This window comes from Parageobacillus sp. NEAU-HV-2 (genome assembly GCF_059115485.1).
In genome coordinates, this window is record NZ_JBXUJJ010000002.1 from 424505 (window position 1) to 450033 (window position 25529).

The following is a 25529-nucleotide window of genomic DNA, read 5'->3' on the forward strand; positions in this document are numbered from 1 at the left end:
GTTTTAAATATATAGCTTCGGGGTGGATGGTTTTGGCCCTTTTTCCGATTCTGCTCGTTTGTTTTCATTCGTTTTTGCTGCTTTCGGTACGGTCCGTTTTTTTGCTGAAGACGTTGTTTTTTTCTTGTTTTCTTGGCTGTTATTTTCCGTTTTACTTTCTTCTTCATCCGCCGGTTTTAATTCTTTCCATATGCGGATCATCGCAGGAAGATTTTTAATCAGCGGGCCGTATTGCTGCACCATTGGCATGACGTTTTGTGCAATGCCAAGCATTTTTTGCACGTTTGTCAACATTCCGAGAAATCCCCCGCCTGTGTTTGCGCCGGCTCCGGCACTAGCGGCAGCGTTTCGCATCACTGGCGTTATCCACGGGGATGGAGAAGCGATCGGCTGCCCTCTTGAAAATAAACGCGATAGGAAACCGCCAAACCCGGGGCGAGGAAAGGGTGTTCTCATGACAGGAAAAGAAGAAGGCGGCATTCTTAAAAACGAGCGCGGCATCGGGGAAGAAGGAAATATCGGTGGCCGGTTGTAGATCATCGCATTTTCCTCCTTTCTAGGCTGAAGTAAGAGAATATCTCTTTCATAAAGTATGCGGAAAAACGGGAAATGTTTTTTCTTCTTCTGATCGTCTTAAGTTGCGGTACTGTGCAAAAATTAGATATAATGATAAATCGAGCTATTCGGCTTTCGGCAAAGTCGGAGCAGAAAGGAGTAATGATGAATGAAGGAAACGCAATTTGAACATTTTGCCTTTCAGCCGTTTATTATGGAAGCCATTAAAGAGCTTCGTTTTTATAAACCGACGGAAATTCAAGAACGCATTATTCCGAGCATTCTTCGTGGGGAAAGCGTCATCGGTCAGTCGCAAACAGGAACAGGGAAAACCCATGCTTATTTACTGCCTATTATCGAAAAGATAGACCCGGAGCGCGAGGCGGTGCAGGCGGTGATTACGGCGCCGACGCGTGAGCTTGCGACACAAATTTATCATGAATTGTTAAAAATCACTAAGTTTTGTCCGGCAGGTCGGCAAATTACGGCGCGTTGTTTTATCGGCGGAACCGATAAGCAAAAAGCGCTGGAAAAACTAAAAATACAGCCGCATATTGTTGTCGGAACGCCGGGAAGAATCAATGACCTTATTCGCGACCAAGCCTTAAATGTGCACACGGCGACGATGCTTGTTGTTGATGAAGCCGATTTAATGCTTGATATGGGGTTTATCGTCGATGTGGACCAAATTGCGGCGCGCATGCCGAAACAATTGCAAATGCTCGTTTTTTCGGCGACGATTCCGGAAAAATTAAAGCCATTTTTAAAAAAATATATGGAAAACCCAAAATACGTTCATGTTGCGCCTAAGCAGGTGGCAGCAGAAAAGATTGAACATGTTCTCGTGCCGCTTCGCAGCCGCGACAAAGTGAATCTGCTGCACGATATGCTTGTTACCTATAACCCGTATTTAGCAATCGTGTTTACGAATACGAAAAAAATGGCTGACGAATTGGCGAACAGCTTGATGGAAAAGGGATTAAAAATCGGGGTTTTACATGGCGATCTGTCGCCGCGAGAGCGCAAAAAAATGATGAAGCAAATTCGTGATTTAGAATTTCAATATATTGTCGCGACCGACTTAGCGGCGCGCGGCATTGATATTGAGGGAGTGAGCCACGTTATCAACTATGAACTGCCGCGTGATTTGCAATTTTACATTCACCGTGTCGGACGCACGGCACGCGCCGGTTACACCGGCATCGCAGTAACCATTTATGAGCCGTCCGATCAAGATGCGATTGCAAAATTAGAAAAAATGGGGATTGAGTTTTTGCATCGCGATCTCGTGCGCGGTGAATGGGTCGATTTGCCGCCTTGGAACCGACGGAGCAAGCGGACTAAGCAAGATGACGAGATCGCACCGCTGCTTGCGAAAATGAAAAAGCCGAAACAAGTGAAGCCAGGATATAAGAAAAAATTGCTCGCCGAAATAGAAAAACAAAAAAAGCGGTTGCGCCGTTTAAAGAAACGGTAATGATATAACGGAAAGGGAGAAGAGAAATGTTAAAAATCGGTTCGCACGTATCAATGAGCGGAAAAAAAATGCTGCTTGCCGCCAGCGAAGAAGCTGTTTCTTACGGAGCGAATACATTTATGATTTATACCGGGGCGCCGCAAAATACAAAGCGCAAAAAAATCGAAGAGCTCAATATTGAAGCAGGCGTTGCCCATATGAAAGAGCATGGCATTGAAGAAATCGTCGTTCATGCTCCGTATATCATTAATATCGGCAATACGAACAACCCCGATACATTTCGACTTGGCGTAGAATTTTTGCGTTCAGAAATTGAACGGACAGAAGCGATTGGCGCCAAACAAATCGTTCTACATCCAGGCGCGCATGTCGGAGCGGGGCCGGAAGCGGGCATCCGTAAAATTATTGAAGGATTAAATGAAGTGTTGACGCGTGAGCAAACGGTGCAAATCGCGCTGGAAACGATGGCGGGAAAAGGTTCCGAATGCGGCCGCAGCTTTGAAGAGCTGGCGCAAATTATCGATGGCGTCACATATAACGAAAAATTGTCTGTCTGTTTTGATACATGCCATACGCATGATGCGGGCTATAATATTGTCGAGGATTTTGACGGCGTATTAGAGGAATTTGACCGCATTATAGGGCTTGAGCGGCTCAAAGTGCTGCATATCAACGACAGCAAAAATCCGCGCGGAAGCCGCAAGGACCGTCATGAAAACATCGGTTTTGGGCATATCGGCTTTGCTGCGTTAAATTATATCGTTCACCATCCGCAGCTTGACGATATTCCGAAAATTTTAGAGACGCCGTATGTCGGCGAGGACAAAAATCATAAAAAACCGCCGTACAAGCATGAAATTGCCATGCTGCGCGCGCAAGCATTTGATGAAGAAGTGTTAAGCAAAATTATAGAAGAAAAATAAAAGGGCAAAAAATAATGCCCTTTTATTTTTTATTGACGAATTTCAAAAATAATTCATTTGCTTTTTTCGCTACTTGCGGCGAGGTAATTTTCGCCAGCTCTTTGACCCATTTTTTTCTTTCCTGTGGGTCAAACACATTGATTTTATTGGTTCGCGCGATGTCGAGAATTTTTTTTGCCTGTTCAACGGTGATCGGGATGTTGTAGTCATGGCTGTATGACACCAGTTCCTCCGGAGTAATCGTTTTGAGCTTTTGTTGAATGATCTGCTGATAAAAGTTCATTTTCGACGCCTCCTCTTTTATGCATCATATGAAATGAAGAGGTGGAAAGTGTATGGTATACTAAAGGAAAAAAGAAACGGTGGTATTTTGGTACAAAAACAGCATAAAAAGGAACCGTTTAGCCATGTTATTGATCGTCTCTGTTTTATTTTTGTTGGCGCTTCGCGTCCAGCGTCAATAAATTGCTCCGAATTTCTTTATCACGATTATGGTTGCCCATCAAGCAAGAGAAGCACGGTTTAAAGCGATGATTCATTAATGTTTACAAACGGCGTTCAATCCGCTATACTACGTTCGTAGCTAAATCGAAACTATTCTGAATTAGCAGGGGAGAACGCGATGAAAACAGAATATGTCCTGAAAATGGAACATGTATCGTTTCGTTATGAAAAAGAAAATGTATTAGAGGACATTAATTTAGCCGTGCCAAAAGGTGCGTTTTTAGGGCTAGTCGGCCCGAACGGTTCAGGAAAATCGACGTTGTTAAAATGCGTATTAGGCTTGTTAAAACCGCAGCAAGGCCATATTTCTTTGTTCGGAACGCCGATTGAATCGTTTAAAGAGTGGCATCGGATCGGCTTTGTCTCGCAAAAGGCCAACAGTTTTAACAGTGGATTTCCTGCCACTGTTTATGAAGTGGTGGCGAGCGGGCTGACCGCGAAGCGAGGAATGTTTCGCTTTTTTACGAAAAACGATAAACAAGCGGTGTCGGAAGCGATTGAAGCAGTTGGCATGAGCGCATTTGCCAAGCGGAATATTGGCGAATTATCGGGCGGCCAGCAGCAGCGTGTTTTTATTGCCCGGGCGATTGTCAGCAAACCGGAACTGCTTATTTTAGATGAGCCGACGGTTGGCGTCGATATTCACCACGTGCAAAGTTTTTACAACATGCTTGATGAGTTAAATCAACGCCTTGGCATTACACTTATTCTTGTCACACACGATATTGGAACGGTCACCGAAAAAGTAACGGATGTTGCTTGTTTAAATAAGCATTTATATTTCCATGGGAAAGCAGAAGAATTTGAAAAGCTCGGGGAAGACGCATTATCGCAATTTTACGGGCATTCGCTTCATGTGCTTTCTCATCAGCACTGATGGGGGAATGATATTATGCTCGAAGCGATATGGCAATATGAATTTTTGCGCAACGCGTTTATTGCTGGATTGTTAATTGGATTTGCTGCTCCGCTTCTCGGAGTGTTTATTGTAGTGCGGCGTCTGTCGCTTATTGCCGACGCGCTCAGCCATGTGACGCTTGCCGGTATTGCTGCCAGTTTGCTGCTCGGCAAAAATTTTTCTTACTTTGCAAGCTGGAATCCGCTCTATATCGGAATGGGATTTTCTGTTCTCGGTTCGCTTTTTATTGAAAAATTGCGGACAGTGTATAAACATTATCAGGAACTGGCAATTCCGATCATTCTGTCTGGCGGCATTGGTCTTAGCGTCATTTTTATTTCGCTGGCAGACGGCTTTAATACAGATTTGTTTTCGTATTTGTTCGGCAGTGTCAGCGCTGTTAGCCGCCAAGATGTATGGACGATATTTGCCATCGCCTGCATCATAACCGCCATGGTTTTATTGTTGTTTAAAGAATTGTTTCTTCTTTCATTTGATGAAGAATATGCGGTCATTTCCGGGATTCGCGCTAAGCTGATTCATTTTATATTTATCGTATTAGTGGCGCTGGTGATCGCCGCATCGATGCGGATCGTTGGCGTTTTGCTTATTTCTTCGTTGATGACGCTTCCGGTGGCGGCGAGCATTCGCATTGCCAAAGGCTTTAAGCAGGCGATCGTTTACTCTGTTTTATTTGGAGAAATATCGGTCGTTGTTGGCCTGTTGCTTTCCTATCAGCTTGATTTGGCTCCAGGCGGCACGATCGTGATGCTTGCTGTGTTCATTTTGCTTGCCGCACTAATGTGGAACAAGTGGAAAAGGGGATAAGAAAGAATGAATGTCGCACAAGCCATTCGCTTGATGAAGGCAAAAGGATTTAAACATACAGACAAACGGAAAGATATGCTGCAGCTATTTGCAAACACCGATAAATATTTAACGGCCAAAGATGTGTTAGAGGCGTTGCGTGATGATTATCCAGGATTAAGCTTTGATACGATTTACCGCAATTTATCGCTGTTTGTGGAGCTTGGCATTTTGGAGATGACGGAGTTGTCAGGGGAGAAACATTTTCGTTTTGCGTGTGATAGCCATCATCACCATCATCATTTTATTTGTGTGCAATGCGGCAAAACAAAAAAAATTTCTTCCTGTCCAATGGACGGACTGGCCGAGCAGCTGCAAGGTTATCAAATATCCGATCATAAATTTGAAATATATGGAAAATGTCCGGAATGTCAAAGGGATATCTCTACATAAAGCAGAGATATCCCTTTTCTTTATGTTGATAAAAGCCGTTCTACATGCTGTTTTGCTTCCAGCCAGTCTTTGACGCGGATGACTTGCTTTGGAAGCGGGCCTTGATTATATGGTGTATCGAATAAAATAACGGGGATATGGCATGCCTCGGCAATATCGCAGGCGTTATCGTATTTGTCTTCAAAAAAGGCGGAAATGCGATATGTTTTTACGGCTTCAATTTTGTCGTGAGAGCCGACTAATTCGATGTGGTGATAATGAACACCGTTTTTTTGAAACCATCGCTCCGTTAGGTCATATAAATGTCGGCCGCGCGCACTGATATAAAACAATTCGTATTTGTTTTTCCAGCTGTTGATCACTTCCAGAGCATGCTCGGCCAACGGGGCGCATTCGTAAATCATTGCTTCATATTTCTCCATCCAGCGGTCCATTTCCTCTTCCGTTGTATCGTACAGCGGTGCCAAATTATATTGGGTGATATCTTTTAGCGTCAAATTTTTTCGGAAAGACTCGTTTAAATATGGAATAAATGTGCTCGGACAAGTAACGGTTCCATCGATATCAATTCCAAGTCGTTTTTTCATCTTTCTACACTCCTTAAAAATAAAATCCAGCTATAGATGATATGCGGCGTGATTGCCGAACTCAGATTAAGCATAGCCAAGGGAAGTCAAAGTTTGCCGCCGATAATCGCATAGCATTTATAGAAAATATTCACATCTATAATTTTGCATAAACTTTTCATACTAATAAATGCTCCTTACTCTAGGAAAGCGAGGGAAGCACATGGTGGATGATCGCGACCGCACGTATAATGAAAGCTACGTGCAATCGATTGGAAAAGACGAACCAGAACGCGACTTTATGGAAGAAACAGGGGCAGAAATAGCCGAGCCAATTCGGCGCAATGATGAACGTGGCGAAGAAAAAGCTGATGGAACAGGGATAGGTTGGCTAGCACTCGCCCTTTCCATTATTTCTTTATTTATTTGGCCTGTTTTTTTAGGAGCAGCAGGCATTATTGTCGGCTTTATTGCACGCCGGCGCGGTGCTGAGACGCTGGGTGCATGGGCCATCGGGATTGGAATTGTAGCGATTATCGTCCGCCTGTTCATCATGCCGTTTTATGATTAACAAAAAAGCTTGGCGCTTCAAGCGTCAAGCTTTTTGCTTTTGTTTGGCAAAGTACTCTTCCGCCAATTTGTCCACTTCTTTTTTCAATTCCTCGACCATTTTTTCTTCTGGAACTTTGCGAACAATTTGGCCATGGCGGAATAATAAACCTTCGCCGCGCGCTCCGGCGATGCCAATATCCGCTTCGCGTGCCTCGCCTGGTCCGTTGACAGCGCACCCGAGCACGGCTACTTTAATCGGTGCTTTTATTTTCGAAATATATTCTTCAATCTCGTTGGCAATGCTGATTAAGTCGATCTCAATGCGTCCGCACGTCGGGCAGGAAATCAGTGTCGCTGCATTTGCTGCCAAACCGAACGCTTTTAATATTTCCCTTGCCACCTTTACTTCTTCAACCGGGTCGGCGCTCAGCGAGACGCGGATCGTATTTCCGATTCCTTTGCTTAAAATGGCCCCGAGCCCGACGGAACTTTTGATCGTTCCAGCAAATAGCGTACCGGATTCGGTAATGCCGACATGGAGCGGATAATCAAACGTGCGTGCCGCTTTTTCGTATGCCTCGATCGCCAACCGTACATCTGACGCTTTTAACGATACGATAATATCGTGGAAATCAAATTCTTCTAAAATGCGGATATGGTATAACGCGCTTTCGACCATACCGTCTGCGGTAGGGTAGCCGTATTTCTCCAAAATCCGCTTTTCCAACGATCCGGCATTGACGCCGATGCGGATCGGCACACCGCGTTCTTTCGCCGCCTTTACGACCGCTTCGACTTTTTCACGGCGTCCGATATTTCCTGGATTGATGCGAATTTTGTCCACTCCGCCTTCGATTGCTTTCAACGCTAATTTATAGTCAAAGTGAATATCTGCTACAAGCGGGATGTTAATGCGCTTTTTAATTTCCGGAATAGCGTTGGCCGCGCGCTCATCTGGGCAGGCGACGCGGACGATTTGACAGCCTGCTTCCTCCAGACGCTTGATTTCGGCGACGGTCGCTTCGACGTCGTGCGTTTTCGTCGTCGTCATGCTTTGAATAATGACTTCGTTATTGCCGCCAATCGTTAAATTGCCAACGCGAACAGGACGAGTTTTTGAACGATGAATAATTTCACCCACGGAAATTCGCTCCTTTAAGAAACAAGTTCATGTCGCTTTCTGAACTATTGTAACAATGTTTATCATCACTTGACAAGAAATTCGCTACTTACCGTTGATATACCGGTATTTTATATTTTTTTCCAATTCGTAATGTTTGCGCTTTTTCGCCTGGGTTCAATGCTTCAAAATCGGTGATCACCTTGTCAATGGGGACAGGAAGTGGCCCGTTTTGTTTTCTTTCTATAATGGACAATAGTGTATCCCCTGGTTGGACGGTCACCATTTGATATGGGATGTGAACGTTTGTTTTTCCGTCTGTCCCATGTTCCGGGGGTGCTGTTGCTTCTGTTGAAGCGATCAATGTTCCTTCTGTTACATCATGATAAATGATATAGATGGAAAGGCATAGGAAGAAGGCACTGATTACTTTTTTCACGTATTACTCCTCCAATGAACGCATTGTTAGTAACTATGTATGCTTGTCCCGGAAGAAATATGTAAAATATGCCTACCTGTTTTACGTAAACTTAACATTTGCTTAATAAAGGCATAAAACTCGTTCGTTACAATGAACATGTACACGGACCACAAAATAACTAGGAGGGTCAATCGATGATGTGGAAAAAACCAATCAGATTCGGAATTGCAGCACTGTTAATAACGGGGATGCTTGCGGGGTGTGGAAAAACGGATAACAAAACAGAAGAAAATGCTGGAAACACAGAAACGAAGCAAGAAGAATCGTATTCTGGAACGATTACGTTAGCTGGATCCACTGCTCTTCAACCGCTTGCTGAAGAGGCTGCAAATCAATTTATGGAAAAATACCCTGATGTTTCGATTACTGTACAAGGGGGAGGAAGCGGAACAGGTGTTAACCAAGTTGCCGCTGGTGCTGTACAAATCGGAAACTCGGATGTTCCATCTGCAGAAAAGCTAGAAGATAAATCAAAAGCAGGAGAGCTTGTTGATCATAAAGTAGCAGGAATTGCTTTTGCGCTTGTAGTGAATAAAGATGTCAATGTCGATTCTTTAACAACACAACAAATTCAAGATATTTTCTCTGGAAAAATTACAAACTGGAAAGATGTCGGCGGAAAAGACGAAAAAATTAACGTCATTAATCGTCCTGCTTCCTCTGGAACACGTGCTACTTTTGAAAAAACGGTGATGAAAGACGTAAAAATAAACGAAGCGATTGGAACTGTTCAAGATTCCAATGGCGCTGTCGAACAAGCGATTAACTCGACGCCAGGATCGATTAGTTATGTTGCGATGTCCTACTTAATCGGTGAAAATAAAGATTTAAAAACGTTAAAAATTGATGGTGTAGAACCAACGATCGAAAATATCAAAACGGAAAAGTATCCTTTCTGGTCTTATGAATACATGATTACAAAAGGCGAGCCGAAAGATGCAGTGCAAGGATTTATCAATTACGTGAAAAGCGAAGAATTTGCTTCGAAAGTAAAAGAAATGGGTTACATTCCTATATCTGAATTAGAGTAATTCCATTAAAGGCTGGCTACATCGTTTAGCCAGTCTTATTCTTCATGAGGTGATGGAAGAATGAAAGAGAAAAGAAAGCTTAATTATTGGAAAAACGAATATATCGGAAGGATCCTAGTAACTTTTTGCGGTCTGCTGATCGTTATTACTACTCTTTCTATTATTGCGTTTATTTGTGGCAAAGGAATCCAGTCATTTACAGAAAACGGAATTTCTCTAAAGGAAATGCTGTTCTCGGCAGAATGGAAGCCAAGTGATTCACATCCAAAATATGGAGCCGTTATTTTTATCGTTGGGTCAACGCTCGTATCCGTTGGAGCGGTGTTGTTAAGCACGCCGATCGCGATTGCCCTTGCTATTTTTATGCATTTTATTTCTCCAAAATTCGGGTCGTCCGTATTAAAACCAGTTTTGGAGCTGCTTGTCGGCATTCCGTCCGTCGTTTACGGTTGGTTAGGTGTTACGATGCTTGTTCCGCTTCTTCGCGAATGGTTCGGCGGCGTGGGATTTAGTCTGTTAGCTGGAATTATCGTATTAAGCGTGATGATTTTACCGACGATCACAAGCATTACGTCAGATGCGCTTCACAGCGTTCCGCTTTCATACTTAGAAGCTTCATACGGACTTGGTTCAACAAGATGGCAGGCGATTAGCCGGGTGATCGTTCCCGCAGCAAAAACGGGAATTTTAACTGGCATTGTCCTTGGGCTAGCGAGAGCGTTTGGCGAAGCATTAGCAGTGCAAATGGTAATCGGAAACACGGTGAAACTTCCTTCAGGATTATATAGCCCAACAGCGACACTAACCGGAATTTTAACGATGGATATGTCGAATACGATCAATGGTACTGCTTGGAACAATGCATTGTGGACATTGGCGATGATTTTGTTATTTATTTCCTTTTTCTTTATTGTGCTTATACGAATGATCGGACAAAGAGGGGAACGATAAAATGGTATCGAGAGTGGTCGATAAAATTTGGACGGGCATATTTTATGTGATTGCTGCATTCGTCATTGGTTTGCTTGTATTATTTTTTGTGACGATTTTGTCAAAAGGCTGGGGATTTTGGCAGCCAGATTTTCTATTTGGCAAACCGAGCAACATGCAAGCAGGAGGAGGGGTTGGTCCTCAGCTTATTAACTCGCTTTATATGCTTGTTATTACGTTATTAATTTCTGTTCCATTAGGATTAGGAGCGGGAATTTATTTGGCGGAATACGCCAAACAAGGAAAGATGCTTAACTTTATTCGGTTGTGCATTGAAACGATGGCGTCTCTCCCATCGATTGTCGTCGGATTGTTTGGATTATTGGCGTTTGTGACGCTAACAGGATGGGGCTACACGTTACTTGGAGGCGCGTTGGCGATTACCATATTAAACTTGCCAGGATTGACACGTATATGTGAGAACGCGATTTTAGATGTTCCTCCGAGCATAAAAGAAGGTAGTCTTGCGTTAGGAGCGACGCGGTGGCAAACGTTAGTGAAAGTCATTCTGCCGTCCGCTCTCCCGCAAATAATGACAGGTGTCATTTTAGCGGCGGGACGAATTTTTGGTGAGGCAGCTGCATTAATTTATACGGCAGGATTAACGACGCCGTTATTAAACTTTGCTGCCGATTTATCAAGCAAAGCACATCCGTTGAATGTTTTTCGACCGGCAGAAACGTTAACCGTGCACATTTGGAAATTAAATTCAGAGGGAATTGTTCCGGACGCAAAAATCATTGCGGCGAAATCCGCAGCGATATTAGTGATTATGGTTCTTTTGTTTAATATTACCGCTCGTTTTGCGTCCGCTGCCTTGCAACGCTATTTTACCGGGAATCGCCGAGCAGCAAAGAAGATGAGCAATGTTGCATAAAAAGGGCCACTATCGGGAACGATAGTGGCCTATTCGTTTTGCGGTTTTGCGGAAGGAACTTCTTTTATTGCCAAAAATAGCACGGCAATCGAGACGAACCAATGAATAAATGGAGCATATGGCACAACCGCTTGTAGCGCCTCCATAACGGTGAAAAACACCGTTGATAAAGTGACAGCATATGCTGACATAATCCAAGTATGGCGGTATTGCAGTTTTTTATCAAGAGTGCTGCGCAAAATTAATCCGAAGAAGGCAAGAATACAGATGCCAATAAATTTGCTTGCGCTTGCGAATAAATAAATAAGGAGAAACGACAGCGGGATGAAAACAGGCAACAGTGACTGCATTGTTTCGATAAAGGAATGGACATCTTTGTCTGTTATTTTCATATCTGGAAATGTTGAATAGCTATAATATTGCGCTTGATGATTAGCAACTAATACAGCCTCGTGTTTTAAAAGACCGATAGCGTTGTTAAAACGCTCTACGTCTTCTTTAGTTACTTGGCCGGTGCTGTCAAAAATGATGGTAAAGCCGTACTGATCAATATGAATGGGCTCTTTCGCAGAAGAATGCAATTGCCCGTTTTCAATCGCAAACGAAGGAAGATCATTTTGCAAAAGAGCGCTTGTATTACGAATTCCTTCGACAAAAGAAGTGGTTAAGTAATAGGCCATCGGCAAGATAGAAAGAAAGGTTAACAAAAATACATAGCCAATCGTTTTTCCAATTCCTTGAAAGCGAAAACGTGCAATATCTTTTGGGGAATATAAACTTTTCCATAGCTGCACAAACATATTCATCCTTGACACATCCTTCCTGTCCTCCATTGTTCATTGTATATTGTGCGCGTTGATAATTCAACTAAAGACGCACGTATAAAAAAATCTCCTAGGAACGTTTTTGTTCCTAGGACAAACATGGTCATACTTTAAATGTTCGCAGGAGTCCATTTAATTGATCGACGAGTTCGGTTAATGATTGGGAAGCATGTAAAACCTCATCCATTGAAGCGCTTTGCTGTTGAGTAACGGCCGCTACATGTTCCATGTTTCCAGCGATTTGTTGAGCAATGGAAGCAATCTCTTCCATGCTCATGGACATTTGTTTTGTTTGAGCACTGACATCATGAATAATAGTGGATACTTCTTTCGACTGTTGCGAAACGTTGTTTACTGCTTGGACAATCCCTTTAAACGCTGCCTCCGTTTGATAGACCATTTCCATTCCGTGTTCGAGCACTTGTGAACCACGAGTCATCGATTGTACCGCTCGTTCTACTTCATGCTGAATTTCTTTAATAATGGTTTGAATTTGTTTAGAAGCTTGACTAGTTTGAGAAGCCAGTTTTCTGATTTCATTTGCCACTACCGAAAATCCTTTGCCATGTTCCCCAGCCCGGGCCGCTTCGATAGCTGCATTGAGTGAAAGAAGATTCGTTTGATCCGCGATATTGCTAATTAAAGAGACGATTTGGTCGATTCGATTGGATTTTTGTCCTAACATATAGATGGCTTCGGCTGTTTCTCCTACTGTTTTTTGTACGACACTCATCTGCTTTACCGTTTGGTCCACGAGCTCATTTCCTGCGTATGCTTGATCGTTTGCTCTGTTTGTCGAGACTTCTACATCAGCGATGGAAGCAGCCGCTTGCTCCATTCCATTGGCGATTTCATGGAAAAATTGCGAAATTTTTATGGAAGAACTCGCTTGTTTTTCTGTGCCGCTTGCCGCTTCGTATATGGCGATAGCGATTTGTTCTGACGCTTTTTTCGTTTCATGGGAGGTACGTCGCAACGTTTGCGAAGATGCGGTGATATGTTTCGAGCTTGCGTCTACATGTTCAATGAGTGTAGTAAGGCTGTCAACCATTTGGTTAAATCCATCCGCCAATGTTCGGATATCTTTGCTAGAATAAGCAAGCTGAACTCTTGTTTGCAAATTTCCTTTTCCTACTTGACGCATCGCCTGCTTTAACGAAGCAATCGGTTGCGTAAATCGGCGAATAATAAAAAAACCAATAAAACTAGTGAACAATATGGTGAGCAACGAAACTAGAATACTAATCCGCCTATATTCAAAAACGGACTGCAAATAGTCTCCATTTTGGAGAGCTAAAACATATATTTGGCCGTTTAAATCAATAGAAGGCGCAAATGATAAAGTCAATCCTTGAAAATGGGTGATTCCTTGCTTCTGTTTTTCGATTTGCTGGATGACAGAACGAGGCAAGGACGGTAATGGACTAGAAAAACCACCTAACTTTTCAACCCCTTTTTCTTTTGTAATGACAAATTGCATCGGTCGCAAGCCGAGGGACTGGAACTTGCGCTGATTCAGCGTTAGCACATAGGATAGCTTTTTATAAAACTCCTCATTAGTGGTTGAAGATTTTAACATTGAAATTTTTTCAATCATTACTTCGGTGGACAGCAACATTTGTTGTTCGATGGAGCGAATGACGACTTGTTTGTTTTTTTCATAGCCGATATAAGCGATCATCGAAGAGGAGATGCACGTCATAAAAACAATGACGAATACTAAAATGGTCTGTAAGTTCCAGCTGCTGATCAAAGAAAACGGTGTGAAACGAAAGGTGTTTATCTTAAATGGGAGTGAGAATAGCTTCGGCCAGGTCCACTTTGATCGTTTCATTCTTTATACGCTCCTTTGTCCTTATGAAATCTAATCATAACTCAATGTAACGAATTATTTTTAATATTTTGTTAAGAGAGTGTGTAAAGTGTGTTAAGCAATGGGAGTTACAAGCAAATAAATTGAAACATTGTGGCAATTTTGGTAAGCTAATTTTAAACGAACGCACAGTGGTTATACTATTTTGCGTTCGGGTACATAAAAACAAAGAGGAGGAGTTAGTATGGCTTTTGAATTACCGCAATTGCCTTATGCCTATGATGCGTTAGAGCCGCACATTGACAAAGAAACAATGAACATTCACCACACAAAACACCATAACACTTATGTCACAAACTTAAATGCCGCTTTAGAAGGACATGCTGACTTACAAAACAAATCGCTGGAAGAATTGCTCAGCAATTTGGAAGCACTTCCAGAAAGCATTCGCACCGCAGTTCGCAATAATGGCGGCGGGCATGCTAACCATTCTTTATTCTGGACGATTCTTTCACCAAACGGCGGCGGTGAGCCAACAGGCGAACTAGCTGATGCGATTAACAAAAAATTTGGCGGTTTTGCTGCATTTAAAGAAGAATTTACAAAAGCGGCTACGACTCGCTTTGGTTCTGGTTGGGCTTGGCTTGTTGTCAATAACGGTGAGCTTGAAGTGACAAGCACTCCAAACCAAGACTCTCCATTAATGGAAGGAAAAACTCCAATTCTTGGCCTAGACGTTTGGGAGCATGCATATTACTTAAAATATCAAAACCGCCGTCCAGAATACATTGCTGCATTCTGGAACATTGTCAACTGGGACGAAGTGGCAAGACGTTACAACGAAGTAAAAGCGAAATAATGAACTGCTGCAGCACACAGACTGGGCTAAAAGCTTCCTTCTCTTTTAGCCCAGTCTTTTTTTGTTTTTGCAAAGGATCAGTGATTTTTTCCGTCCCGATGCATAGAACAACGAAAAATTGCAACACTACCCTTTAGATGAAAAAGGGGAGTTTACCATGGCAATTATCAAAAAAATTACTGGTCAAGAACAAATTACGCGGGATTTAGTGTTGTTGCTATGCATCGGCGGATTTTATGCGTTGAGTGTTTCGCTTTCCAATACGTTTGTCAATGTGTATTTATGGAAACAATCGGGAGCGTTTCGTGATTTAGCGTTATATAACTTATCTGTTGTGACCTTGCAGCCGCTGACGTTTATTTTCGCTGGGAAATTGGCCAAAAAAGTAGACCGCATTATTGTATTGCGGTTAGGTGTATCGTTTTTGGCGATTTTTTTTATTATGGTATTGCTTGTCGGCAGTCATGCCCATAACTACTTGATCCTTCTAGGTGCACTTTTAGGTATCGGTTATGGGTTTTATTGGCTTGCTTTTAACGTATTAACATTTGAAATTACCGAACCGGAAACTCGTGATTTTTTTAACGGGTTTTTCGGGATCCTTACTTCGATGGCCGGAATGATTGGACCAATCGCTGCCGGCTATATTATTTCTTCTTTCGCCAATGCGCGCGGATATACGTTGATCTTTTCTATTTCCCTCGTCCTGTTTATCATTGCCGTCATTTTAAGCTTTTTTCTACACCGGCGTCCGGCAGATGGAAACTATTTGTTTCTTCGCATTTTAAAAGAGCGGAGTTATAATCAAAATTGGAGATTAATTACGAACGCACATTTTTTTCAAGGATTGCGTGAAGGAACGTTTGTCTTTGTCATTTCCGTATTAGTGTATATTACTTCGAAAAGCGAGTTGGCTTTAGGGAAATTTGGATTTGTGAACTCACTAACTTCATTCATTGCTTATTACGTTGTTTCCCGGCTGATGAAACGGAAATATCGGAAAAAAGCAATTTTATGCGGCGGTTTATTGCTATATGGCGCCGTTTTTCTTATCGTTTTTCACGTTTCTTATCCGCGCTTGATTTTGTATGCGATCACGATCGCCATTGCTTATCCGTTGTTGCTCGTTCCGTATTCGTCGTTAACGTTTGATGTAATAGGGAGAAGCTGGAAATCAGCGGAAATGCGGATTGAGTATATTGTCGTCCGTGAATTGTTTTTAAACGGTGGTCGGATTGTATCCATTCTTTCGTTTTTAGCGGCGGTCACCTTTTTTGAGGAAAAAACGGGAATTCCGATTTTAATGTTAATACTTGGAGCGGGGCATTTCATCATTTACTTTTTTATCCGCCGCATTCATTTGGACGACCATGAAGCGGATAAAGCAAGACAGTCGTTTCTACAGCCAAAGTTCACCAATGAAGAAGGGGGCTCCCCGGCATAGGCAGCCCCCTCTTTGCCATGTTTTTTTCTAGAAAAGTTGTCCTTTTTCTTTTACAATAATAAAAAGAAATGGGCGAGGAAAAGGAGGAAGCAGGTTGAAGAAGAAAAAACGGGCGCAAGTGCCGTTTCGGTTAAATATTCTTTTTTTTGTTGTGTTTTTGCTGTTTTCGGCACTTATTTTACGGCTTGGTGTCGTACAGATTGTTTATGGCGAAGACTACCGGAAGGAAGTCGAGCGGACGAAAGATGAAATTGTCAGCACGCCGGTGCCGCGTGGAAAAATTTATGATCGCTTTCATCAGGTGATTGTAGATAATATCCCGAGAAAAGCGATTACCTATACGCGTTCGAAGACAACGACGCCGGAAGATACGTTGAAAGTGGCGCAGAAACTGGAGCAATATATCGTTGTCGATAAACCGATGATGGATAAAGTGACCGAACGCGATATGAAAGACTATTGGATTTTAACACGAAAAGACAAAGCAGAAAAAAAAGTAAGCAAAGAAGAGCGGAAAAAACTCGAGAAGCAAGGGCTATCGCAGAAGGAAATCGACAAAAAAATATATGAGCTGACATTAAAGCGCATTACGCCAGCTGATTTGGCTAAAATTTCGAAAAAAGAATTGAAAATTATCGCGATTAAACATGCAATGGACAGCGGCTATGCGCTGACACCGCAAACGGTGAAAAATGATGGCGTAACAGATGAAGAGTACGCCGTTGTCAGCGAACATCTTGAGGAGCTTCCAGGAGTAAATACCACGGTTGATTGGAAACGGCATTATGTGTATGACAACACGTTCCGTTCCGTACTCGGCAATGTGACGAAAGATGATGAAGGAATTCCGCGTGAACGGCTTGACTATTTTTTGGCCCGTGACTACAGCCGGAATGATCGCGTTGGGAAAAGCTACCTTGAAGCGCAATTTGAGGATGTATTGCACGGCAAAAAGGCAAAAATCAAAAATGTCGTGGACAAGTCCGGCAATGTGACTTCGGTAGAGCAAATATATAACGGAGAGCGCGGGAAGGATCTTGTACTGACGATCGACATCGAACTTCAGAAGCAGGTGGAACAAATCATCGAAGAAGAAATCATGGCAACAAAGCGGAAGGGAAGATCTCCGCTGCTTGACCGGGCGTTTGTGGTGATGATGAACCCGAAAACGGGAGAAGTTTTATCCATGGCTGGAAAACTGCTCACAAAAGGTGAAAATGGAAAAACACAATTTGTTGATTTTGCTATTGGCAACATCACCTCAGCATATGCCATGGGATCGGCAGTAAAAGGTGCGACGGTGCTGACGGGCTTTCAAACAGGAGTATTGCATCCGAATACTTACATCCGTGATGAACCATTATATATCAAAGACACGCCCGTTAAAAAATCGTGGCAGACGATGGGGACTATCAATGAGTTGACCGCGCTGCAGCGCTCCTCGAACGTATATATGTTTAAAACGGCGATCGCCATCGGCGGCGGGAAGTATCGCCCACACCGGTCATTAAGCGTTAATCCGGAAGCGTTCACGACCATTCGCAAGTATTTTAGCCAATTCGGGCTCGGAGTAAAGACAGGAATTGATTTGCCAAACGAGCTCAGCGGTTTTAAGGGAAAAGAAACGGGAGCCGGGAAATTGCTAGACCTTTCTATTGGCCAATACGATATGTATACCCCGCTGCAAATGGCGCAATATGTATCAACGATTGCCAACGGCGGCTATCGGATGAAGCCGCAAATTGTCAAAGAGATTCGCAAGCCGACGGATAGTGCAAAGGAATTGGGGCCGATTGTCCAACGCTTTGAACCGGTTGTATTAAACCGAATCGATATGAAGACGGAGTATATTAAACGGGTGCAGGAAGGATTCCGCCGGGTGATGCAGATGCCGAAAGGAACTGCGTATGTGTATTTCGCTAATGCGCCATATAAGCCGGCTGGCAAAACGGGAACGGCGGAAGCCTTTTATGACGGACCGATCCAAAGCAGACGAAATGATCCAACATATAATTTGACATTAATCGGATATGCTCCGTATAATGATCCGGAAGTGGCGTTTTCTGTTGTCGTTCCTTGGGCAACGCAAGGAGAGAGCGACGGCATTAACAATAGAATCGGCAGACGAATTTTAGATGCGTATTTTGAGCTGATGGCAGAGAGAGCAAAAGGCAATACTGCAAACAATGCTGCAAACGGAAACCCAGGGACAAACACGGAAGAAATGAGTAACAGCCATTAAACAGCAGGAAAAGAAGGCACTTTTGTATGCGGTGCCTTCTTTTTTTAAATTCCCTTTAACAAAATCTTAACATTTAATTAAAATATCGTTAATAGTTCCGGTGTATCCTTGATTTAGGAGGCTTAGTGAAGTTAAGTGAGTGATAGAAACGTTTTTTGTGAAAGCGATAGCGAATCAAAGGCGTTTTTTACCTTTTTATAGCAAAATAAAAGGGGAGACATTTATGGGTGTAACATTGGTAATGGAACGACCTCATATGAATACATTAAGAGAAACGGCGAAAAAGGAAACGGTATACCACACAAACCAACTAAACGTATGGTACGGAGAGCACCACGCTTTAAAAAATATTAACTTATCTTTTTATGAAAACGAAATTACAGCGATTATCGGTCCATCTGGTTGCGGCAAATCCACTTACATTAAAACGTTAAACCGAATGATTGAATTATCGCCAAATGTCCGCATTACTGGAGAAGTCAGTTATCGCGGTCGCAATATTTTTGACCCTTCTTACCACGTAGAAGAATTGCGGACGAGTGTCGGAATGGTTTTCCAAAAACCGAACCCGTTTCCGAAATCCATTTATGATAATGTTGCTTACGGTCCGCGCATTCATGGGGTACGAAATAAAAGTACATTAGACGACATTGTCGAGAAAAGTTTACGTGCCGCAGCACTTTGGGATGAAGTAAAAGATCGTCTCCATGAGCATGCACATATGCTTTCAGGAGGACAGCAGCAACGGCTATGCATCGCTCGCTGTTTAGCGGTCGAACCGGATGTTATTTTGATGGATGAGCCTACTTCCGCATTGGACCCAGTGTCAACAGCGAAAATTGAAGAGCTGATGCAACAGCTGAAGGAACATTATAGTATTATTATCGTTACTCATAATATGCAGCAAGCAGCACGTATTTCGGATAAAACTGCATTTTTCCTAAACGGGGAAGTAATTGAGTTTGGAGATACGCGCCAATTGTTTTCCAATCCAAGAGATAAACGAACAGAAGATTATATTACCGGACGATTTGGCTAAAAATCGAAAATGGGGTTATTCCCTTGTTTTAGGGAATAACCCCATTTTTATCGGATTTGTTGGTGGTTAGTGATCAGATTTCCTATTTCTTCATAACTCATGCCGCTATGTACTTTGTAAGTACCGGCACGAACGTAGCGGGTCAGCCCATGTGTTTCTAAATAGGTTACAAATGCGTTAGCATCGGGAATAATATGAGCATCCTTTAACTTTTGCGCGAAGTCGTTTGGCACTTCACCTTTTTGAATCGTAAGAAAGTAAACATATACAGTTTTGGCTGAAGGTTGATTGTTTGAAACAGAAGGAGGACTATCCTGTTTAGCTGCTTCTTTTAACTTTTTATATTCTGATACACTTATCGCGATCAGCCCTTCTTTTTTCAGTGCGTCATGGAGTTTTGCAGTTGTTAACGTGCCGAATTCCATGTAGTAAGCGGCGCCGATAACCGAAGTGGCAAATAGCATTCCAAGAGCGATGGCGCGAATCGTTTGCTTTTTCATCATCGTGCCAGTCCCCTTAAAATCATGCGCACTTCTTCTGTCGTAAGGGCGGTTTCGCGGGCGATTTGTTCATGAGAGAGTCCTTGTTTGTAAAGGAACAACACGCGCTTTTGGGAAGAAGAAAGCAGCCCATCATGGCGGATAGCCATGGCGTTCGATCCATTCTCATGCGGAATAAGCAATTCTTCTTCCAACACTTGCAGCCGTTTTTTGATTTGATAGGTTTCCTGCGCCAGCGAAATGGTGAGATGGTCGATTTGTTCTTCAAGACGGTTTATTTCATCTTTGCCAAAAAAAGAAACAATAAAGAGAAAAATAGATAGGACGGCCAAAGCGAGCATCACATATTCGATCATCATTATCACCCCATTTCACTATACCATAGCTCGTTTATTCAAGAAATACTTCATTGATCAAGCGAAAAAGATGAAATTTAGATGTGGAAATCGCTATAAAAAAATGCTATCATAGAAAGGTCTGATTATAATAAGTTCAACTACAGTAGTTTGGAGGGAAGATACATGCGCGTAAACATTACATTGGCTTGCACAGAATGCGGTGAACGTAACTATATTACGTCCAAAAATAAACGCAATAATCCTGACCGCCTTGAATTAAAAAAATATTGCCCAAGATGCAAAAAGGCGGTAGCTCATCGCGAAACGAAGTAAGCAGTAGGAAATAAGTTCCTGCTGCTTTTTATCTTTTTATGGTAGCCTTGAGGGAGGAAAAGAAAAATGGAGGAAAAAAAACAAATCCGCAAGTGGATGCAAGCAAAGTTGCAGCAATTAACCGATGAAGAAAAACAAACATATGATAAACAAATCGCAGAAAAGCTATATGAACTGCCGCAGTGGAAAAATGCGGATACCATTGCCATTACTATTTCGAAAGGAAAAGAAATAGATACAATCCCTATTATTAAACAGGCTTGGAGCGAAGGAAAAACGGTAAGCGTACCAAAATGCGATCCGACGACAAAGTCGATGGCATTTCGGCAAATCACATCGTTTTCCCAGCTAGAATCGGTATATTTCGGTCTGCTCGAGCCAATCGAAACAGTGACGAGCGAAGTAAATAAAAGCGATATGGATATCATCATCGTTCCGGGAATATGCTTTTCTAAGAACGGTTATCGCATTGGATATGGTGGGGGATATTATGATCGCTATTTGCAACACGTATCCGCGCTAACGGTTTCGTTAGCTTATTCCTTTCAAGTTGTCGACTCTCTCCCTATAGAGGAGCATGACGTTCCTGTGCAAATGATTATTACAAACGAAGGGGTTATACAATGTAATGAGTGAATGGCTATATATCGCCGCTTCCGCTGTTGCGGCGATCGGAGGGTGGTTTGTTCGTTCGCTTTCTCTTTCCGGAGCGATCGCGACCATCATTGTTGGCGCGGTCGTTGGAATGGGATTTTCATGGAAAGGACTAATACTTCTTGGAATATTTTTCCTTAGTTCCAGCGTGTGGAGCAAAATCGGCAAAAAGAAAAAACAGAAGTTGGCGGAAAAAGTAGAAAAAGGAGAGTGCCGTGACTATATACAAGTGTTTGCCAATGGAGGAGTTCCCGCCGTTATCAGTTTGCTTTCGCTTTTGCATCCATCGCCGCTATGGCTTTCTTTGTTTATCATTTCTATCGCCACTGCCAATGCGGATACATGGGCGTCGGAAATCGGTAGTTTAAGCAAACAGTCGCCAAGATTATTGACAAATTTTAAAAAAGTAGAAGCGGGGACATCCGGAGCGGTGACGCTGCTTGGCACGGCTGCCGCCTTTTTCGGGGCTGCTTTTATCGCTGCTGCAGGCGCTGTTCAATGGGAAAACATTTCCGTTATGACGATCGCCTTTTTCGGTTGGCTTGGCAGCTTGTTTGATACATGGTTTGGCGCAGTCTGGCAAGCGGTGTATCGTTGTCCGATATGCGGGATGCAAACGGAACGGAAGGAACATTGCGGACAGAAAACGGTGCATATCAAAGGGTGTCATTTTATCAACAATGATGTGGTGAATGTTTTGTCTATTGCCTGTTCGGCGTTGGTTTATGCCGTTTTATCCATTTTCTGAAACGGGGCGTCCATATGAACATTTTTCGCTAAAAACGGCCCATTTTTGGCCCGTTTTTTCTTTTTTTGCTGTTGCTGCTATTTCATAATTTATCAATGAATGGGAAAAAGAATAAAGAGGAATTCGTATAATAGAGGGAGATGGAAGGATGAATAAACTTGTTTATTCTATATTAGCCATTATTGCTGGTATAGTGGTATATCGCTATCGCTACCGAATATTGAATGTTTTATTACGCATCCGGTTTTTGCAAAAAGGGCTTGTCCGCTCTGCTATGAATGTTCCGTTTGTTCGCAATGCAATGATTTCCCAGATATTACGTTAAGTGTGGTACAATGAAACAGTGGGATGTTATTTGGTTTGATCTTGACGATACGCTTATTGATTATGAGCGGACATTCCGCGCTGCCATTTACCATTGTTTTATAACGTTTTTTCCAAACAAAGCTGTTTCTTTTTCGTCCTGGTTTCGTATATTTAAATGGTATTGTGACCGCTATTGGCCGGATTATGCGGGAGGGCGCTTGACAAGAAAGGAGTATCGTCGGCTTCGCTTTCTTGAGGCGATGCGCTATTTCCATATAAAGGTAAGCGAAAAAGCAGCAGATGAGTTTCACGCCTATTTTGACGAGATAGTCGGCCGTTTTGCGATAGCGCTGCCAGGCATCATTTCATTGCTCGAACGGTTGCAAAGCCTTTCGCTTCCGCTTGGTATTATAACCAATGGAGAAAGTGCCGTTCAGCGTGAGAAAATTGTTTACGCCGGTTTGGGGCGCTTTTTTCCCGACGACGCGGTGATTATTTCTGAGGAGGTTGGTTGTGAAAAACCCGATGCGGCGATTTTCCGTTGCGCTCAACGTCGACTGGCCGCTGGGAAACAGCCGGTATATATTGGTGATTCTTGGGAGCTGGATGTCATGGGGGCGCTTCATGCCGGATGGCAGGCGATTTATTTTCAGCAGAGGCAACCTGCTTTCACCGTTCTGTCGCCATCTGTCGTTACCTGCCATAGTGTGGGAGAGTTAGCTTCCACATTGCTCGGGGAGCTTGATGTTATAGAGAAAAGGGGGAGGAGACGTTGAACGGGAAAATGGAATGGCTATTTTGGCAGCTCGTTTATTTTTTTATAAAACAGCGTTACCGGATTGTCCAATTATCCCATCGCGTGAATGAAATATGGTTGGAGTCACTGGAGAAGCGGCATGTTTCGCTCGTCCGTATCGTGCGTGATGATATCGATTGGGGGCAACAGTTGAAAAGGGATATGGAATATGCTTGGCGTATTGTCGGGCAAATGCCAAAGCGGAAAATAGGAAAGATGGACCAAGTGGTGAATATTTATATTTCCACCTATCCCCCTGTTGATGATTGGGAATTTCTGATCGCAAAGCCGCTTCCGCTTCCGCAGCGGCAGAACGGCGTATTCCAGACGTTTTTGATCCATTCGGGGAATATCGATCGCTCGCTGCAACAGTTAACAGAAACGATAAAAACGCCTATTGATCTTTCTATCGACGATGGCAGCGATCCATTTTTCGAGGCGGAGCGGCTGAAACATCGGATTTTCCAGGAAGTGAGAGAACAACAGGAGCGGGAAAGGCGACTGTTTGAATACGGAAAGCCTGTTTTTACCTATATTTTTATCGTTTTGCAGGTGGCGGTGTTTCTGTTGATGGAATGGAGCGGCGGCAGCACGAATCCTGAAGTGTTGATTCGATATGGAGCAAAATTTAATCCCCTTATTTGGGAAGGGGAATGGTGGCGCTTTTTTACACCGATTTTTTTGCACATCGGGTTTTTGCATTTACTGATGAATACGTTCGCGCTTTACTATTTAGGCATGATGGTGGAACGTCTTTACGGATCGTGGCGTTTTTTCTGTATCTATATGATTGCCGGTTTTTTTGGGACACTTGGCAGCTTTTTGTTCACGTCGTCCCTTTCCGCAGGGGCATCTGGCGCCATTTTTGGCTTATTTGGAGCCTTGCTTTACTTTGGGACGGTATATCGACATCTTTTTTTTCAAACGATCGGGACGAATATTATCAGCCTGATTATTATCAATCTGTTATTTGGAATCGTTGTTCCCGGAATTGATAATGCCGGCCATATTGGCGGGTTAATTGGCGGATTTCTTGCCGCCGGTATCGTTCATTTGCCCAATCATGTTGCATGGAAGCGGCAAGCTCGTTCCTTATTTGTCACGGTAAGTATTGTTGCTTTAGGCTTATTGATCGGATTCCGCCTTTAGGTTATTTTTTGGATTAGCTGAAATTTCTCCCCGTTTTCCGTCTCGATCAGTACAATTAAGTGGGAATAGTCTTTGCTTATTAAAATAAGCGGTACGGTGCTGCCGATTGGCGAGAGGATGGAACCATCCTCTTTTTTTATGCCGAGGAAATAAGATTTGTACATTCCTTCCCAAAGTTTCCCGATGATTTCTTGTGTTTTTTTCATCGAAAGGTCTGGCAGCGGCTGTTCATTATACATAATTAAGTCAGGTAAATATAATGAATAATATTGCTGCGCTTGAATAGAGAAGTGTGATAAAAGCGATTGGGCTTTATGCTGAAGATATCCGTTTGTTGTTTTGTTTAATATTCGTTGCCACTCTTTCTCCTCTTCTGTTGTCGCTCGGCGAAACGACGTGAGCGGGTGGTACGGCGAATCGATGACATATAAATAATCGCTTGTCATCGTCTGGCTGCTCGTAATGGCATTTCCTTCATGGAGTTCACCATAGTGAAACGAAATCGTTTGAAAAAAGCGGCTATCTTTGGTTGTTACTTTCTTTCGCTGTGTTAACGTTTTCCTATTACTCTCCCATTTAGAAAGACGGTCGATAAGACGGCCATCCGCAAAAAGCAAAGAAATATCCTGGCGTAAATAGGCGGTTCTATCTAAGGAAGAGGACGTTGACCAAAGCAGTGAATATTTTCCCTTCCGTTTTTGCGGCTGCAGCTGTAACGTTGTTTTTGCCTCCTTAAATGTTGCTTGCGGATGGATAGGGAAAAAGATAATCGTTTCTTTTGTTGAGTTGTGGAAATAAAGGGAAAATAACGGGATAATGCATAAAAGCGCTACTATCATCGTCATTATTGGAATGATCCATTTTCTCATAGAAACCTCCCATGATGGACAAGGTTGTCACCAATATATGCATGGAAGCAGGAATTTATGTATGAATTTGTTTGTGGTTGTGAAAGATGAATGTTTGTGCTTGACGAACAGAGAGATTTGCCGATACATTTATATTGGGAAAAAGAGGTGTAGGTGAAATAATGAAAACGGTTTATGATGTGCAGCAGCTTTTAAAACGGTTTGGGACGATCGTCTATATTGGAGACCGTCTAGCCGACTTAGAGTTGATGGAAGAAGAGTTAAAAGAGCTATACCAGTCGCAGCTTATTGACGTGAAAGATTTTCAAATGGCACTTTTTATATTACGGCATGAGGCGCAGATCGAAAGAGAAAGACGAATGAAAAGGGAATGAAGTGAAC

31 protein-coding genes are annotated in these 25529 nt (G+C 42.9%); 21 read left to right on the top strand and 10 right to left on the bottom strand.

What is annotated here, in order from left to right; genetic code table 11:
• Nucleotides 1-3: 3 nt before the first annotated feature.
• On the bottom strand, nucleotides 4-387 hold the full coding sequence (gene vrrA, locus AC1WMD_RS05585; RefSeq protein WP_494256306.1) for a VrrA/YqfQ family protein: 384 nt from the start codon (nucleotides 385-387) through the stop codon (nucleotides 4-6).
• On the opposite strand from vrrA, the gene AC1WMD_RS05590 reads away from it, so the two are divergent.
• The 3 genes from AC1WMD_RS05590 (at nucleotide 314) to AC1WMD_RS05600 (ending at nucleotide 2955) form a co-directional block, all read left to right on the top strand.
• Entirely contained in the window at nucleotides 314-535 is a 222-nt protein-coding gene (locus AC1WMD_RS05590; protein ID WP_260676169.1) for a hypothetical protein, read from the top strand. The two genes, vrrA and AC1WMD_RS05590, sit on opposite strands and share 74 nt — an antisense overlap.
• Nucleotides 536-724: 189 nt before the next feature.
• On the top strand, nucleotides 725-2032 hold the full coding sequence (locus AC1WMD_RS05595) for a DEAD/DEAH box helicase (RefSeq protein WP_043905499.1): 1308 nt from the start codon (nucleotides 725-727) through the stop codon (nucleotides 2030-2032).
• Nucleotides 2033-2058: 26 nt separating this feature from the next.
• Nucleotides 2059-2955 (top strand): deoxyribonuclease IV, encoded by an 897-nt coding sequence (locus AC1WMD_RS05600; RefSeq protein WP_043905498.1) that lies wholly within the window; start codon nucleotides 2059-2061, stop codon nucleotides 2953-2955.
• A 22-nt stretch (nucleotides 2956-2977) separates the two neighbouring features.
• On the opposite strand, the gene AC1WMD_RS05605 is transcribed toward AC1WMD_RS05600, so the two are convergent.
• Nucleotides 2978-3238 (bottom strand): DUF2624 domain-containing protein, encoded by a 261-nt coding sequence (locus AC1WMD_RS05605; RefSeq protein WP_043905497.1) that lies wholly within the window; start codon nucleotides 3236-3238, stop codon nucleotides 2978-2980.
• Nucleotides 3239-3577: 339 nt separating this feature from the next.
• Here AC1WMD_RS05605 and AC1WMD_RS05610 point away from each other — a divergent pair, with 339 nt between their 5' ends.
• Genes AC1WMD_RS05610 through zur form a run of 3 tightly spaced genes read left to right on the top strand, consistent with a single transcriptional unit; the run spans nucleotide 3578 to nucleotide 5617 of the window.
• Nucleotides 3578-4336, top strand: a complete 759-nt coding sequence (locus AC1WMD_RS05610) for a metal ABC transporter ATP-binding protein (protein ID WP_494256245.1) — start codon at nucleotides 3578-3580, stop codon at nucleotides 4334-4336.
• Between the two features lie 15 nt (nucleotides 4337-4351).
• Nucleotides 4352-5185, top strand: a complete 834-nt coding sequence (locus AC1WMD_RS05615; protein ID WP_043905495.1) for a metal ABC transporter permease — start codon at nucleotides 4352-4354, stop codon at nucleotides 5183-5185.
• A gap of 6 nt (nucleotides 5186-5191) precedes the next feature.
• Nucleotides 5192-5617, top strand: coding sequence for a zinc uptake transcriptional repressor Zur (gene zur, locus AC1WMD_RS05620; protein WP_043905494.1), 426 nt, complete (start codon nucleotides 5192-5194; stop codon nucleotides 5615-5617).
• A 20-nt stretch (nucleotides 5618-5637) separates the two neighbouring features.
• Here the strand turns inward: zur and AC1WMD_RS05625 are convergent, their stop codons facing one another.
• Entirely contained in the window at nucleotides 5638-6204 is a 567-nt protein-coding gene (locus tag AC1WMD_RS05625; RefSeq protein WP_043905493.1) for a nucleotidase, read from the bottom strand.
• A gap of 202 nt (nucleotides 6205-6406) precedes the next feature.
• Here AC1WMD_RS05625 and AC1WMD_RS05630 point away from each other — a divergent pair, with 202 nt between their 5' ends.
• Nucleotides 6407-6754, top strand: coding sequence for a hypothetical protein (locus tag AC1WMD_RS05630; protein WP_043905492.1), 348 nt, complete (start codon nucleotides 6407-6409; stop codon nucleotides 6752-6754).
• Between the two features lie 24 nt (nucleotides 6755-6778).
• Here the strand turns inward: AC1WMD_RS05630 and ispG are convergent, their stop codons facing one another.
• Both ispG and yqfZ read right to left on the bottom strand, forming a co-directional pair.
• Entirely contained in the window at nucleotides 6779-7876 is a 1098-nt protein-coding gene (gene ispG, locus AC1WMD_RS05635) for a flavodoxin-dependent (E)-4-hydroxy-3-methylbut-2-enyl-diphosphate synthase (protein ID WP_043905491.1), read from the bottom strand.
• 88 nt (nucleotides 7877-7964) lie between these two features.
• Complete coding sequence (yqfZ, locus tag AC1WMD_RS05640) at nucleotides 7965-8294, bottom strand: protein YqfZ (RefSeq protein ID WP_043905490.1); 330 nt, start codon at nucleotides 8292-8294, stop codon at nucleotides 7965-7967.
• 176 nt (nucleotides 8295-8470) lie between these two features.
• Between yqfZ and AC1WMD_RS05645 the strand changes: the two genes are divergently transcribed.
• The 3 genes from AC1WMD_RS05645 to pstA are packed head-to-tail and all read left to right on the top strand — an operon-like array spanning nucleotide 8471 to nucleotide 11234.
• A complete protein-coding gene (locus AC1WMD_RS05645; RefSeq protein ID WP_186003870.1) occupies nucleotides 8471-9367 on the top strand; it encodes a phosphate ABC transporter substrate-binding protein PstS family protein in 897 nt (298 codons plus the stop codon).
• Nucleotides 9368-9427: 60 nt separating this feature from the next.
• A complete protein-coding gene (gene pstC / locus AC1WMD_RS05650) occupies nucleotides 9428-10318 on the top strand; it encodes a phosphate ABC transporter permease subunit PstC (RefSeq protein WP_043905489.1) in 891 nt (296 codons plus the stop codon).
• Between the two features lies 1 nt (nucleotide 10319).
• A complete protein-coding gene (gene pstA / locus AC1WMD_RS05655) occupies nucleotides 10320-11234 on the top strand; it encodes a phosphate ABC transporter permease PstA (RefSeq protein ID WP_043905488.1) in 915 nt (304 codons plus the stop codon).
• 29 nt (nucleotides 11235-11263) lie between these two features.
• On the opposite strand, the gene AC1WMD_RS05660 is transcribed toward pstA, so the two are convergent.
• Nucleotides 11264-12040 carry a DUF1189 domain-containing protein gene (locus AC1WMD_RS05660; RefSeq protein WP_494256246.1) on the bottom strand — a complete coding sequence of 259 codons (777 nt, stop codon included), beginning with the start codon at nucleotides 12038-12040 and terminating at the stop codon, nucleotides 11264-11266.
• 121 nt (nucleotides 12041-12161) lie between these two features.
• The gene (locus tag AC1WMD_RS05665; RefSeq protein WP_494256247.1) at nucleotides 12162-13892 is read right to left on the bottom strand and encodes a methyl-accepting chemotaxis protein; all 1731 of its coding nucleotides are present in this window, start codon (nucleotides 13890-13892) and stop codon (nucleotides 12162-12164) included.
• Between the two features lie 223 nt (nucleotides 13893-14115).
• On the opposite strand from AC1WMD_RS05665, the gene AC1WMD_RS05670 reads away from it, so the two are divergent.
• From AC1WMD_RS05670 to pstB, 4 genes are all read left to right on the top strand, one after another.
• The gene (locus tag AC1WMD_RS05670; RefSeq protein ID WP_494256248.1) at nucleotides 14116-14730 is read left to right on the top strand and encodes a superoxide dismutase; all 615 of its coding nucleotides are present in this window, start codon (nucleotides 14116-14118) and stop codon (nucleotides 14728-14730) included.
• Nucleotides 14731-14887: 157 nt separating this feature from the next.
• Nucleotides 14888-16174: an MFS transporter gene (locus AC1WMD_RS05675; RefSeq protein WP_494256249.1), complete on the top strand. Its 1287-nt coding sequence runs from the start codon at nucleotides 14888-14890 to the stop codon at nucleotides 16172-16174.
• A gap of 94 nt (nucleotides 16175-16268) precedes the next feature.
• Nucleotides 16269-18416, top strand: coding sequence for a peptidoglycan D,D-transpeptidase FtsI family protein (locus tag AC1WMD_RS05680; RefSeq protein ID WP_494256250.1), 2148 nt, complete (start codon nucleotides 16269-16271; stop codon nucleotides 18414-18416).
• Nucleotides 18417-18639: 223 nt separating this feature from the next.
• Nucleotides 18640-19455, top strand: a complete 816-nt coding sequence (gene pstB / locus AC1WMD_RS05685; RefSeq protein WP_043906615.1) for a phosphate ABC transporter ATP-binding protein PstB — start codon at nucleotides 18640-18642, stop codon at nucleotides 19453-19455.
• Between the two features lie 47 nt (nucleotides 19456-19502).
• Here the strand turns inward: pstB and AC1WMD_RS05690 are convergent, their stop codons facing one another.
• Nucleotides 19503-19958 (bottom strand): MltG/YceG/YrrL family protein, encoded by a 456-nt coding sequence (locus AC1WMD_RS05690; protein WP_260676079.1) that lies wholly within the window; start codon nucleotides 19956-19958, stop codon nucleotides 19503-19505.
• Nucleotides 19955-20311, bottom strand: coding sequence for a hypothetical protein (locus AC1WMD_RS05695; RefSeq protein WP_043905482.1), 357 nt, complete (start codon nucleotides 20309-20311; stop codon nucleotides 19955-19957). The genes AC1WMD_RS05690 and AC1WMD_RS05695 overlap by 4 nt, the downstream gene beginning before the upstream one ends.
• Before the next feature lie 165 nt (nucleotides 20312-20476).
• On the opposite strand from AC1WMD_RS05695, the gene rpmG reads away from it, so the two are divergent.
• From rpmG to AC1WMD_RS05725, 6 genes are all read left to right on the top strand, one after another.
• A complete protein-coding gene (gene rpmG, locus AC1WMD_RS05700; RefSeq protein ID WP_043905481.1) occupies nucleotides 20477-20626 on the top strand; it encodes a 50S ribosomal protein L33 in 150 nt (49 codons plus the stop codon).
• 66 nt (nucleotides 20627-20692) lie between these two features.
• On the top strand, nucleotides 20693-21262 hold the full coding sequence (locus tag AC1WMD_RS05705) for a 5-formyltetrahydrofolate cyclo-ligase (RefSeq protein WP_494256251.1): 570 nt from the start codon (nucleotides 20693-20695) through the stop codon (nucleotides 21260-21262).
• Nucleotides 21255-22028 (top strand): DUF92 domain-containing protein, encoded by a 774-nt coding sequence (locus AC1WMD_RS05710; RefSeq protein ID WP_043905479.1) that lies wholly within the window; start codon nucleotides 21255-21257, stop codon nucleotides 22026-22028. Before AC1WMD_RS05705 ends, AC1WMD_RS05710 begins: the two co-directional genes overlap by 8 nt.
• Nucleotides 22029-22176: 148 nt before the next feature.
• Nucleotides 22177-22353 carry a protein YqgO gene (gene yqgO / locus AC1WMD_RS05715; protein WP_186003869.1) on the top strand — a complete coding sequence of 59 codons (177 nt, stop codon included), beginning with the start codon at nucleotides 22177-22179 and terminating at the stop codon, nucleotides 22351-22353.
• Between the two features lie 10 nt (nucleotides 22354-22363).
• Nucleotides 22364-23110: an HAD family hydrolase gene (locus tag AC1WMD_RS05720; RefSeq protein ID WP_043905478.1), complete on the top strand. Its 747-nt coding sequence runs from the start codon at nucleotides 22364-22366 to the stop codon at nucleotides 23108-23110.
• A complete protein-coding gene (locus AC1WMD_RS05725; RefSeq protein WP_043905477.1) occupies nucleotides 23107-24279 on the top strand; it encodes a rhomboid family intramembrane serine protease in 1173 nt (390 codons plus the stop codon). The genes AC1WMD_RS05720 and AC1WMD_RS05725 overlap by 4 nt, the downstream gene beginning before the upstream one ends.
• On the opposite strand, the gene AC1WMD_RS05730 is transcribed toward AC1WMD_RS05725, so the two are convergent.
• On the bottom strand, nucleotides 24276-25148 hold the full coding sequence (locus AC1WMD_RS05730) for a hypothetical protein (protein ID WP_494256252.1): 873 nt from the start codon (nucleotides 25146-25148) through the stop codon (nucleotides 24276-24278). The genes AC1WMD_RS05725 and AC1WMD_RS05730 overlap by 4 nt on opposite strands.
• Nucleotides 25149-25309: 161 nt before the next feature.
• Here AC1WMD_RS05730 and AC1WMD_RS05735 point away from each other — a divergent pair, with 161 nt between their 5' ends.
• On the top strand, nucleotides 25310-25522 hold the full coding sequence (locus AC1WMD_RS05735) for a YqgQ family protein (protein ID WP_494256253.1): 213 nt from the start codon (nucleotides 25310-25312) through the stop codon (nucleotides 25520-25522).
• The last annotated feature ends 7 nt before the right edge of the window (nucleotides 25523-25529 follow it).